This window comes from Catonella morbi ATCC 51271 (assembly GCF_000160035.2).
Taxonomy (GTDB): domain Bacteria; phylum Bacillota; class Clostridia; order Lachnospirales; family Lachnospiraceae; genus Catonella; species Catonella morbi.
This window is the reverse complement of sequence record NZ_KI535367.1, coordinates 535,333-547,790: the sequence shown is the minus strand read 5'-3', so window position 1 is coordinate 547,790 and position 12,458 is coordinate 535,333. Positions and strand designations below refer to the sequence as shown.

At 38.6% G+C, this 12,458-nt stretch carries 11 protein-coding genes and 2 pseudogenes; 5 read left to right on the top strand and 8 right to left on the bottom strand.

Annotated features, from left to right (window positions below; genetic code table 11):
- Positions 1-130: 130 nt before the first annotated feature.
- The 4 genes from galT (at position 131) to GCWU000282_RS06060 (ending at position 4,964) form a co-directional block, all read left to right on the top strand.
- On the top strand, positions 131-1,633 hold the full coding sequence (gene galT, locus GCWU000282_RS06075) for a UDP-glucose--hexose-1-phosphate uridylyltransferase (RefSeq protein WP_023354163.1): 1,503 nt from the start codon (positions 131-133) through the stop codon (positions 1,631-1,633).
- Positions 1,634-1,651: 18 nt separating this feature from the next.
- Positions 1,652-2,224, top strand: a complete 573-nt coding sequence (locus GCWU000282_RS06070; protein ID WP_023354162.1) for a phosphatase PAP2 family protein — start codon at positions 1,652-1,654, stop codon at positions 2,222-2,224.
- Positions 2,221-3,084, top strand: a complete 864-nt coding sequence (locus tag GCWU000282_RS06065; RefSeq protein ID WP_023354161.1) for a DMT family transporter — start codon at positions 2,221-2,223, stop codon at positions 3,082-3,084. The genes GCWU000282_RS06070 and GCWU000282_RS06065 overlap by 4 nt, the downstream gene beginning before the upstream one ends.
- Before the next feature lie 86 nt (positions 3,085-3,170).
- Positions 3,171-4,964: a heme NO-binding domain-containing protein gene (locus GCWU000282_RS06060; RefSeq protein WP_023354160.1), complete on the top strand. Its 1,794-nt coding sequence runs from the start codon at positions 3,171-3,173 to the stop codon at positions 4,962-4,964.
- Between the two features lie 65 nt (positions 4,965-5,029).
- Here the strand turns inward: GCWU000282_RS06060 and GCWU000282_RS06055 are convergent, their stop codons facing one another.
- Positions 5,030-5,320, bottom strand: coding sequence for a type II toxin-antitoxin system YafQ family toxin (locus GCWU000282_RS06055; RefSeq protein ID WP_023354159.1), 291 nt, complete (start codon positions 5,318-5,320; stop codon positions 5,030-5,032).
- Positions 5,317-5,595, bottom strand: a complete 279-nt coding sequence (locus tag GCWU000282_RS06050) for a type II toxin-antitoxin system RelB/DinJ family antitoxin (protein ID WP_023354158.1) — start codon at positions 5,593-5,595, stop codon at positions 5,317-5,319. Before GCWU000282_RS06050 ends, GCWU000282_RS06055 begins: the two co-directional genes overlap by 4 nt.
- Before the next feature lie 200 nt (positions 5,596-5,795).
- Here GCWU000282_RS06050 and GCWU000282_RS06045 point away from each other — a divergent pair, with 200 nt between their 5' ends.
- Positions 5,796-6,968 carry a WG repeat-containing protein gene (locus tag GCWU000282_RS06045; protein ID WP_023354157.1) on the top strand — a complete coding sequence of 391 codons (1,173 nt, stop codon included), beginning with the start codon at positions 5,796-5,798 and terminating at the stop codon, positions 6,966-6,968.
- Positions 6,969-7,123: 155 nt separating this feature from the next.
- On the opposite strand, the gene GCWU000282_RS06040 is transcribed toward GCWU000282_RS06045, so the two are convergent.
- The 6 genes and pseudogenes from GCWU000282_RS06040 to GCWU000282_RS06025 form a co-directional block, all read right to left on the bottom strand.
- Positions 7,124-8,119: a LacI family DNA-binding transcriptional regulator gene (locus tag GCWU000282_RS06040; protein WP_035039657.1), complete on the bottom strand. Its 996-nt coding sequence runs from the start codon at positions 8,117-8,119 to the stop codon at positions 7,124-7,126.
- Between the two features lie 262 nt (positions 8,120-8,381).
- Complete coding sequence (locus GCWU000282_RS17030; protein WP_023354155.1) at positions 8,382-8,501, bottom strand: tyrosine-type recombinase/integrase; 120 nt, start codon at positions 8,499-8,501, stop codon at positions 8,382-8,384.
- 146 nt (positions 8,502-8,647) lie between these two features.
- A pseudogene (locus tag GCWU000282_RS17680) lies at positions 8,648-8,776 on the bottom strand (integrase DNA-binding domain-containing protein); the annotation flags it as partial.
- A pseudogene (locus GCWU000282_RS17630) lies at positions 8,724-8,856 on the bottom strand (cysteine-rich KTR domain-containing protein); the annotation flags it as partial. The pseudogenes GCWU000282_RS17680 and GCWU000282_RS17630, both read right to left, overlap by 53 nt.
- A gap of 77 nt (positions 8,857-8,933) precedes the next feature.
- Positions 8,934-10,670, bottom strand: a complete 1,737-nt coding sequence (locus GCWU000282_RS06030) for an ABC transporter ATP-binding protein (RefSeq protein WP_023354153.1) — start codon at positions 10,668-10,670, stop codon at positions 8,934-8,936.
- The gene (locus GCWU000282_RS06025; protein ID WP_035039656.1) at positions 10,667-12,442 is read right to left on the bottom strand and encodes an ABC transporter ATP-binding protein; all 1,776 of its coding nucleotides are present in this window, start codon (positions 12,440-12,442) and stop codon (positions 10,667-10,669) included. The genes GCWU000282_RS06030 and GCWU000282_RS06025 overlap by 4 nt, the downstream gene beginning before the upstream one ends.
- Between the last annotated feature and the right edge of the window lie 16 nt (positions 12,443-12,458).

Here is a 12,458-nt window from a genome sequence, read left to right as displayed (position 1 = left end):
GTTAATAATTGTAGATAATATATATTAGGATTGCAAGAAACGAAGTTTGAATAATCCTGTTCATTAGGCGGTAAACGCTAGAGATGCCTGAATAATATCAGATTAATTAAGATTACTAAGGAGAACAGTTATGATTTATAATGCTATTGACAGATTAATTGCCTTCGGGCTTAAAAAAGGTTTGCTTGAGAAAGAGGATATTTCTTATACAAGGAACAAGCTTTTATATACATTGGAACTTTCCGATTACGAGGGAAACGGCGAAATAGGGGAATGCAAAGAGGAGCTTTCGGATATTCTCAGTGATATATTAAAATTTGCCATGGAAAAGGGATTGGTAAGTGACTCAATCACAGAACAGGATCTTTTTGACACAAAGCTTATGGACTGCTTACTTGGCAGGCCTTCGGATATAATAAGGAAATTTGAAAGTCTGCTGGAAAAAAGTCCTAAGGAAGCCACGGACTGGTACTATGACTTCAGCAAGGCTACTAATTATATAAGGGAAGACAGGATAGTAAAAGATGTGAAATGGCAGGCAGATTCACCTTATGGAAAGCTTGACATCACCATCAATTTGTCAAAGCCTGAGAAAGATCCTAAGGCTATAGCGGCGGCTAAGAAGTTAGTTCAGACAGGTTATCCAAAATGTCTCCTTTGCAGGGAAAATGAGGGTTTTGCAGGTGATATGAACAAGCCTGCAAGGGAAAATCACAGAATCATACCTTTAACACTCGGAGGAGAGAATTATTTCTTACAGTATTCCCCTTATGTGTACTATAATGAGCATTGTATTATATTAAATGAAGGTCATGTACCAATGAAGATAAACAAGGCAGTTTTTCTTAAGCTCCTTGAATTTACAGAGAAATTCCCACATTATATGGCAGGTTCCAATGCTGATTTGCCTATAGTCGGAGGCTCTATCCTTACACATGACCATTTTCAGGGAGGAAACTACGAGTTCCCTATGGCGAGGGCAGAACTCAGAGAAAAAGTGGAATTTAAGGGCTATGAAGATATTAAGGCAGGAATAGTAAACTGGCCTATGTCAGTTATAAGATTAACAGGTGCTGACTATAATAAAATAGCAGAACTTGCCGATATAATACTTGGGACTTGGAGAAGATACTCTGATGAAGAGGTAGATGTACTTGCAGAAAGTGACGGGGAGCCTCATAATACTATCACCCCTATTGCAAGGCGCAGAGGTTCTGACTTTGAGATTGACCTTGTGCTTAGAAACAACAGAACGACAGAAGAATATCCTCTTGGTATCTTCCATCCGCATGACAAACTTCACCATATAAAGAAGGAAAACATAGGTCTTATAGAAGTTATGGGACTTGCAGTTCTTCCGGGAAGGCTTAAAGGTGAAATGGACAGCTTAAGAACAGCTCTTCTTGAGGGTAAAGATATAAGAAAAGATGAAGTACTTGCAAAGCATGCTGACTGGGTGGATGAATTTATGGCTAAATATGAAAATTTTAACAAAGATAATGCAGAAGAAATCATCAGACAGGAGATAGGACTTGTGTTCTCGGAAGTGCTTAAAGATGCGGGTGTCTATAAGGATGATGAAAACGGAAGAAAGGGAATACTTAGGTTTGTAGAGAAGGTAAATTCTCTGTAGGTCAGGTTCAGGTAGTGAATGATAGAAAACTTAATGAATTTAGACAGTAATATTCTCCTGTTTTTACAGGAATATGTGAGAAATCCTATACTTAATGCATTGTTAATTCCGTTTACGTTGTCAAACAATTCGGGCATATTATGTTTTGTAATTATAGCCTTATTCCTATATTTTAAGAAGCTCAGAAAAGTAGGGATTCTTATGACTATATCACTTATATTGGAATTTATAGTGACCAACCTTATCCTTAAGAACTGGGTGGCACGAATAAGACCTTATGATGCGATTGACGGACTTACGTTGTTAGTAGGAAAGGCCAATGACTTGTCTTTTCCGTCGGGGCATACAGGCAGTGCCTTTGCACTTGCTGTGGTAGTTTTTATGGTGATGGAGAGAAAATACGGAATTATAGCTCTTGTGCTGGCATCTTTAATGGGATTTTCAAGGCTCTATGTAGGCATACACTACCCAAGTGACGTACTTGGAGGTATAGTTTTGGGAGTTATATCTTCAATAATTGCAGTTAAATGCTTCCCTGATTCATCGTGGTTAATGCAAAAATTCTTACAGCAAAAGAGGGATAATGAATGAACATATCTGATAAGCAGAAGGGAATTTTATTCATTCTTTTAGCAGGTGCAGGCTTTGCTTTGATGGGCTTGTTTGTCAACCTTGCGGGAAATGTCCCTACCATGCAAAAAGCATTTTTTAGAAATATAGTTCCTGTGTTTATAGCGGGAGCGGGACTTAAGAAATTAGGAGAAAAAATACGCATTAATAAAGGTGATTTTCTGTTTCTTATATTAAGAGCCTCTTTCGGTACGGCAGGTTTAATCTGTAATTTTTATGCCTTAGACCATTTGAAACTTTCAGATGCAAATATGTTGAATAAACTGGCTCCGTTTTTTGTGATTATATTTTCCTTTTTTATATTAAAAGAAAGGATAAGCATATTTCAGGGAATAGCGGTTTTCGGAGCCTTTGCGGGTGCAATGTTTATTATAAAGCCTACCGGTAATGTGGCTATATTCCCGGCAATTATAGGAGCTTTGGGAGGAGTAGGTGCAGGAGCTGCTTATACTATGGTCAGGGCACTTGGTAAAAGAGGAGTAAACGGAAAGTTAATTGTGTTCTTTTTTTCAGCCTTTTCCAGCCTGGTTTGCCTTCCGTTTTTAATTGTCCGTTTTACACCGATGAGCCTTTATCAGACTTGTATGTTAATTTTAAGCGGAGTTGCGGCAGCGGTTGGACAGCTCTCAATTACAAAAGCATATTTCTATGCTCCCGCCAAGGAAATATCCATCTATGATTACAATCAGATAATAATATCAACTGTTTTGGGATTTGTGTTCCTGAATCAACTTCCGGATATGTATAGCTTTTTAGGCTATATTATAATTTTTGCTATGGGAATCTGGATGTATTTTTATAATAAGAATAAGAAAAATTAACCTCTATATTGGATTGAATTGAATTGATTTTTATTTAAGCATACTTATTTTATATTGAAAAAATATTATACGAGGAGAAATGACTTATGAAAGGTACTGTTGTAGCTTCCTGGATGACTTCAGGAAGAAGACTTTTCGGAGATGATATTGTAGATAAGGCTTTTGAAAAATATGGTTTAAAGCCTGACCATATTTTTTCTCCGCTTGAAGATGTAGACGACAAGATGGCAGTAGGAATGGTTGATTTTATTGGACAGAAAGTCGGCAAGAATACCGAACAGATTTGGGAAATAATGGGTAAGGAAAATATCAGAACCTTTGCTGAGTTCTATCCCGGCTTTTTCAGACATGAAAATGCATATCACTTTCTTAAGTCAATGAATGATGTACATGCAATAGTTATGAAAAGATTTAAGGGTGCAACTCCTCCGGTACTTGACCTGAGCCCGACAGATTCCAACACCGCCTTACTTGTTTACCGCTCAAAAAGACAGATGGGTGATTATCTTATGGGACTTCTAAAAGGAGTATTTGAACACTTTAATGAAAAAGTTGAGGTGAAGCTCATAAGTAAGAACGGCCCTGAAATTAAAATAGAATTGACATTCTCTAAACCTATTTCTTATACAAAATCATATAAGTTAAATAAGATTCTCTCATTGGGCTTTATTAAAAGTTCAGTGTATAAAACTTCGCTGTTCACAATGCTGGGAGTCGGAATAGCAAGCTTTGCCACCTTTGGACTTGGCTGGGAACCGGTAGTAGTTACCTTGGTTTCGGGAATTCTGCCCGCTGTACTGGGATTGATTTTTGCAAGACCTATAAAAGAAGTACAGGAAGAACTAAATGATTTAAAACAGAGAAAATTTATCAGTCATATGATACTTGAAAGCGGAGATGAGTATCAGGAGCTTGCCGGAGACATTACTAAGGTTAAAGAGACTGTGCAAAAGGATTTCATTGACTTCAATGCTGTAGTAGATGAGATGCATGGATTTAATGTTTCTTTGGGTAATATTTCAGGTAATATGATGAATACCTCTGATAATATTAAAGGTATTATGAATAAGGTTACAGACGATACAAGCAGACAGGCAAGTGAGACGGAACGCCTTGTAAATGTATTGAACGGAAGTGTAAACAATATTACTGAAATTTCTGAGGAAAGTCAGGATAATAAGGCAAAGATAGAAGATGCCATGAACGGTATCAGGGAAAGCTTTTCAGGAGTTAAAAAGACTGCCTCCGAGATAAACGGAGTTCTTGACGGGCTTGGTACAATCAGAGAAAGCGGTGCAGCCCTCCAGGATGATGCAGACAAGATGGTTCAGATAGTATCCATAGTTTCAGGCATAGCAAACCAGATAAATCTTCTTGCGCTTAATGCATCCATAGAGGCGGCAAGGGCAGGAGAGGCAGGAAAAGGATTTGCGGTTGTGGCGGAGGAAGTAAGAAAACTTTCGGTAGAGACAGATAATGCAGTTGAGGAAATAAACCGGAATCTTACAGGCTTTGTGTCTAATATGAAGGAGGTTGTATCAGGTATAGACAATCAGTATAAAGTGCTTGCTACTGAAAATGAATCACTGGATAAAGCTGTGGATATATCACAGGTATCAAATGATAACTTACAGGCTGTGTCTGTGCTTATGATTGACAATTCGCAGAAACTTAAGAGCGAGGCAGAGTCTATCTCCGAACTCTTTGAGAATATTCAAACGCTTACAACAATAGCTGACGAGAATTCAGAGGCAGTAAGTGAGGTAAATATAAGCGTTGGCTCTTATATAGAGCAGATTAAGGAACTTTCGCACCAGATAGGTGTATTTGATACTATGATAGAAGATTTCAAAAAAAGATTAAATAAGTATCATATATAACTTATAAGCAGAAATCAGTCCCTGGGGAAATTGAACTTCCCCGGGGACTATTTTTTGATTAAATTTTATTTTCCAAACAGGTCACTGTGAGTTCCGGTTCTTGATAAAGTTAGTACAAGTACATTATCTTCAATTCTGTAAATAAGCAGCCAGTTAGGTAGAATGTGGCATTCACGATGGCCCATCCAATTTCCGGTTAAATTATGGTCTAAATTTTTCTCCGGTAGAGTTTCACCCATTGAAAGTTTTGCGATGATATCCTCTAATAAACTAATATCTAGACCACGTTTAATAGCTAGTTTAAAGTCTTTTTTGAATTTATTTGTGTACTTAACAATATATTTAGTTTTTTTCATGATTTAAGATCTGCAAATAGTTCATTCAAATCAGTATATCCCTTTACCGAAGTATCTTTTGCAATCCTTTCTGCCTCCAGCATAGCTTCTATTGTATCCTGATTTGGCTGATTTAATGAAATATCAAAGGGAATTCTACCTTCACGAAGTGACTGTCTTACAAAAATATTGAATGCTGTTGATAGGTTCATGCCCAGTTCGCTAAATAATTTATCAGCCTGCGTTTTTAAAGCAGAATCCATACGGATGCTGATATTTGTTGTATTGGCAGCCATATAATCATCTCCTCTCTATACTCTATTTAATATATTATACTTTATTTGCACGAATAAATCAATATTTTGCACGAATAATGAAGAATAGCAAGAAAGGTATAAAACTCTTTTACAAAAATCTTATAATGTGCTAAAATAAAAATATCTAAAAATATTTACATTTAACATATATTTTCAGAATATTAATAAGGAGGAAAATAATGAAGAATGAATTAAAAAGGAAAGTGATTGCTGCCATACTGAGTTTAGGGCTTGTAACAGGAATGGTACAGGGAATAGGCACCGGGGAGACATTTAAGATAAGCACTCAGGCTGCAACGAAAAAGAAATACAACGAACAAAAAGAGTTTTACGGTGGACTGGCGGCAGTAAGGTGGAAAAACTATTGGGGATATATAAATGAAAAAGGCAAGCTGGTAATTCCTCTCAAGTATCATAATGCGGAGAGTTTTTATAATGGGAAAACAGCAAAGGTAGAATTAAACGGGAAGGTTGGAGTAATAAATAAAAAGGGAAAAGTTATAGTTCCCATTAAGTATGATAAAATTGAAGAGTTTATTGAAGAGAATGCCGTAGTCGTGCTTAATGGGAAATACGGAATCGTAAATATAAAAGGAAAACTCTTTATCCCTGCCGAATATGAATTTATCTATCCGTTTAATGATGGCTTTGCAGAAGTCCAAAAGAACGGCGGTAAGTGGGGACTGATAAACAAAAAGAACAAAGTTATAATACCGATAGAATATGATGCTGTTGATACTTTTGTTGAAGGAATGGCTAAGTTGAAAAAAGGCAATAAATGGGGCTTTGCAGATAAAACAGGAAAAGTAGTTGTACCGGTAAAATATGATGCCGCCCTTTTTTACAGTGAAGGATTTACGAGTGTAAAAACTAAAGGAAAGTTTGGATTTATAAATAAAAAAGGAGAATTTATAACTGAACCTAAGTATGATGAAACGGAAAGCTTCATTCTTGGTTTGGCTAAAGTAAGAAAGGGTAAGAAGTGGGGGTTTATAAATACTACAGGTGAAGAAGTGATACCTGTTAAGTATGGTTATTTAGAGGATTTTATGAATGACCGTGCTGCAGTAAGAATCAAGGGAAAATATGGGTTTATCAACAAGGAAGGCATACTATGTATTCCTGCAATATATGATGATAGAGGTTTCTTTTCAGATGACTATGTAAATGTAATGAAAGACGGAAAATGGGGATATATAGATAAAGACGGCAAGCCTATAACAGAATTTAAGTATGATACTGCAACTGTGATAAGGGATGGATATGCCAATATTACACTTAAAGGCAGAAAGGGATATTTGGAGATTGTGGATGGAAAACCTGTGGAATCTTTTGAGAGTATGGGGGATTAAGCCTGATTTGGGATAAATTAATTGGGCATAGGCTTTCTTGAAGGTCATGGAGATACTGACAGAAGGAAAAACTTACAAAATTGCAGTATTTCTTCCTTATGCTGGTTATTCTCGGAATGCTGACCTTGGCAGCTATTGAGGGAGATTGATGAAAACTAACAACTTTCTCTTTCAATCAGGGTTGAAGAAAAAGTTAAATGTTTAGGCAAGTCTTTTTTAGATAGATTTTCTATCTCATCTATATTCATGGTTGCTGCTTGGCTTCCTATTTCAAAACCGGGCATTTCCATGGCAGTCATAGCAGGCCACAGCATACTTCCTATGCTGTGGCCTGTAAGACTTATTAGCTTAATTTGGTTAGGGATTGAAAGTCCATTTTCAAGAATTGCACGCATCGCACCTATACCTTGTATATCTGCAGCGACCATAATGGCATCAAGGGATGAATTGGAGTCTATGAGTTTCAGGGCACAATTATATCCGTATTCAAAGCTGTTTACATTAATATTGGGAATTTCAGCGGTAGTTTCTTCCAATTCAAGCTCTTCAAGTGCACGTTTGTAGCCCATATATCTATCTTTATATGGCATTAACTTCATAGAACCATTGATTAATCCTATATTCTTTGCTCCTTTTCCAGCAAGATATTTCACAGCCTCATAACCACAGTTTTCGTAGTTTACAGTAATGCTGCTGATACGAAGATCTTGTTTCCTAACAATTTGGGTAACAGGTATATCACTGCTTACCAAATCTCTAATTATACGGTTATTTCCTCCAGTACCTGCAATAATCAGTCCATCTATGAAACCGTTTCTAAGCCTGTTCAGGCAATCCTTTTCGGTATTTATATTATCATTAGTATTACAAATAAGAGTTTCATAGCCCCTTTTATGTGCTGTCTCTTCTATACCTTGGGTTATATCTGCGAATACAGAAAATGAAAGTCTGGGAATCACTACTCCTATAGTATGTCTTTTGCCTTGTTTGAGGCTTTGTGCAATGATATTTGGTCTGTAACTGAGAGTTTTTACAGCATCAAGTATTTTTGCCTTTGTATCAGGATGTACATAAGAGGTGTTATTTAAAGCTCTGGAAACAGTACTTATGTCTACGTTTGCAAGTTTTGCTACATCTTTTAAGGTTGCCATAGTTTCCTCCATTATAATGCAAAAAATTGTATATATAGTATATCATTATATATATAATTAATATAGAGAAAACATAAATTTTTGTGTAAACTCTAATATGATTTTTAACTAACTTTTCAAAAGTTCTTATATGCCAGTATAGCCTGTTGTTTCAGGCATTTTCGGCATTTTGTGTATCGGGAGATACTCACATATTTTCTTAAATCTGCTTGTGTTTTGGCTTTGAAAAGTAGTAAAGAAGTAGTAAAACCTCTCTTTCCCTTTAAGCCGCCAGTCTGAGAAATTCCGCCTGTGCGCTGTCAAAATTGGCATGTGCGTAATAGTTCAGGGTCATGGTAATGTTGGCGTGCCCCATAAGATACTGTAAGGCTTTCGGATTCATTCCCGCATTTGCCATATTGGTATAGAAAAGGAAAGCAGGCTTTCTTCCTGCGTGGGTGAAAGAGGTACTTTCGGTTCGGTGCCGTCCTCAATAACTGTATTGATATGAAAGTCAAAAGGATTTATCCTCACGCCTACTCTTAGTGGCTTATCTGTAGGAACTAATTTCCATGCGTACACAAACTGCGGCTTTTCAAAGGTATCTGTATATTTGTAAGCATATCTCCCGTCTTTTCTCTGGCTCTTTGATGACTGATACATTAAAATTTTTGACATTGATTAGTATGTATTTCCTGTTTGCATTTTGGACAGAACAGAGGAAAATTTTTTAACTCCGTATCTTCTCTGATTTGCACCTGTGTTTTATTTCAGCAAACGGGGTATAGTAATCATTGTCGTTCGCTGTTTATATAATTCATCTCATGAGAGCAAACTATCCAATCTTCCAACCTATCGCCTTCCGCCTGGAATTGACAAAACGGAGGTAGATACCGTCCTGCTTTATCAGCTCATCGTGTGTTCCGCGCTGTGCAATGCGTCCTTTGTCCACAACAAAGATTTGATCTGCATTTCGTACCGTTTTTAGGCGATGAGCGATCATCAAAATTGTCTTTTCTTTTGTCAACGCCTCAATAGCCTCCATTAGATCTTTTTCGTTCTCAGGATCGACATTGGCAGTGGCCTCATCGAGAATGATAATAGGTGCGTTCTTCATGATAGCTCTCGCTATGGAGATGCGTTGTTTCTCGCCTCCGGACAGAGAAGCACCGTTTTCCACGATAATGGTATCATATCCGTCGGGGAGAGCCGTAATGAAGTCGTGGCAGCAAGCTTTCTTTGCAGCGGCGATCACATCGTCCATCGGCGCATTGGGCTGCCCGAAGCGAATATTATTGGCAATCGTATCATGGAATAAGAACACATTTTGAAATACAAAACTGAAGTTCTCCATTAAGGAGTCCATCGAATATTCTTTAACATTCTTCCCGTCAAGTGACACTGTACCATTGCTCACATCCCAGAATCGTGCAATCAAATGACAGAGTGTAGTCTTTCCGCCGCCGGATGGGCCTACAAAGGCAGATATTGTTTTCTCGGGTATACAGAGCGATACATCGTCAATAATCTTTTTTTTATCATAGGCAAAGTCGATGTCAGATACATTGATGTTGTTCGTCTGCGGCACAACCCTATCACCGGCAATATCCATTGGTTCAAGATCCAGTACTTCCTTACCGCGATCTACGCACAGATCAACTACTCGAAGTAACGAGGAATACGCACCCATTGATTCCAATCCGGAAAAAACAATAAACGACATGATCATCATTATGACTGACGTGAGCAATTCCATTGTGCCGTTCAGATGAAAACCTATTGAGGCAATCAGGATAGAAACACCGGTCAACTTCAGCACGATATTTTGGAAAGGAATATATCGATTACAGATCATTTCAAGTTTCGTATTTGTATTAGATGCCTCTCGAATGGTATTGTCAAGTTTTTTTCTTGCTTTACCGATCATGTTGTAGGCCCTCACTTCCGAGATCCCTTGAATATATTCCAGAACACTGGAAATTACCTTTGTGTCTATCTCCACTTTTTTCACGGCCGTTTCCTCGTTTGCTTTGCGCATGGCTCGATTGATAAAAGCAAACACTACAATTCCGACAATACATATGAGACCGATCCTCCAGTCGAAAACGAGAATTAAAAGCATAATGATTGCCGTGTTCAAAATCCCCTGCGTCGTAAGCATAACAACACGGGTTGCCACATCGCCAAGTTGCTCCATGATATTGGTTGTGATAGTTGTGATCTCACCAAGACTGTTTTCATTAAAATATCCCATCGGCAGGTATCTCAAATGTTCCGCTATTTCAATGCGCTTTCCTGCACATTCACGATATCCGGCTTTGCACTGCAGCATTGTCGAAATGCCTCGGAAGAAGGACTCCAAAATAACAGAAACAAACAAAATTAAGAACCCTACAAGTATTCTGCCACCGGATATGGCATCGGACAAGAATCCGTCAAGTACCAAATAGATTGCCGGAAACTTCGCCGCTTCGCAGACGGCAATGAACACGCCGACAGCAAGTGCCCGATAAAACATGCGGCGGTTCTTATTATCACAAAAATCAAAGAATTTCTTTAGGGTTGTAATCATGCCAGTGTACCTCCTTCCATTTCATCTACATCCTTTGCGTAAACATGAGCATCCCACATATTTCGGTACAGCTCGCAAGATTCGAGAAGTTCAGTATGTGTACCTTTCGCCTCAACATTCCCGGCGTTTATCACAACAATCTGATCAGAATCAATAATTGTAGATAGTCTGTGAGCAATTACGATCAGTGTTTTCCCCTTGGAAAGCTCGGAAACCGATTTCTGAATAATAGCCTCATTTTCAGGATCAGTATAAGCGGTTGCTTCATCAAGAATCAAAATCGGTGCGTTTTTCATCATTGCCCGTGCGATAGAAATTAGTTGTCTTTCTCCTCCGGATAAATGCGTTCCACTGCCACCGGCGACTGTGTCGAAGCCGTTCTCTAAATCCATGATAAAGTCATAGCATCCACTTTTTTTTGAGACCTCTTCTACCTCGGCGTCCGTGGCAGACGGTCTTCCCATTCGTATATTCTCACGAACCGATATATCAAACAGGAAGCTGTCCTGCGAAACATATGCAATCTGTGTATTGTAGTCGGAAATGGACATATCCCTTATATCGACACCCCCGATTTTAATGCTCCCGTTTTTTACATCCCAAAGTGATGCAATGAGCCTCGCTATCGTAGATTTTCCACTGCCGCTCGGACCCACCAGAGCGAGAACGCTGCCATCCGGGATGTTGAGATCAATTCCGTGAAGAATCTCCTTATCCCCATATCCGAAATGAACATTTTGCAGAGTGATATTATGGTTTTCAGGCAGAGTTATACTCGTAGCAGGTCGTTTGAGTTCCGGCAGTTCTAAAATATTGTTGATTTCTCTGAAAATGGATGTCGCCTTTGTCACATCATCGTTATAACTCATCACCGTAATAAGCGGTGTAATCAGTCCACAGGAGAGAATTACAGTCATAATGAAATCAGGAAGTGACAAGGACCCATGCATTGTGAATATTGCACCGATTGGCAGAACTGCAAGCAGTGTAGCCGGAGCGATTACCATACTAAGAGAGAACGGGACGATACAACTGTACATCCAGTCAATAAAGCTGTTTGAGTTTTTTCTGGCGGCATCCGCAAACCGTTGATACGAGCTTTGTACTTTTCCGAATGCCTTAATGACCTCGATGCCGCCGATATATTCTACCGCCGTATCGTTTAGGTCTTTCGTTGTGTCCTGCGTTCTTTGAAATCTTACACTGCTGTCCTTAAGCATCCATACCATTGCAATCCCCGCAACAGGAAGAGTAGCGAGCGAGAGCAATGCTATCCGCCAGTCGACAGTTAGAGTATAGATGAACAGCATGATTGGTGCGCAGAGGTTGGCTGTAAACTCCGGCACGACATGTGCCAAAGTCGGCTCCATTGAATCTGTACGTTCACAAATGATGTTCTTAAGTGCACCGGATGGCATTCCCTGTACCGTTCCAAGCGGTAGACGTGACAACTTATCGACAAGTGCAATTCGAACATTGCCAATCAACTTGAATGTTGTTTTGTGTGAAGTCTTAGTGGAAAGTGTGTGAAAAAGCACACGCAGAATCCAAAATATCGCCATAACGAATCCTTCTATAAGATAAATATTAAAATTTTGCTCTCCCGATAAAAGTTTCTTTACCATATCTCCCATCAACGCATAGGGTGCAAGGGAAAATGCTACGCCGAATACGGCAAAAACAAGGCTTTTGATATATGCACCCTTGTACTCACCCGCAAACCGGAAGATGTAATCCAGTATTCCTTTCTGTTTCTTAGTTTCAGCATCCATAACAAAATCCCTCCTT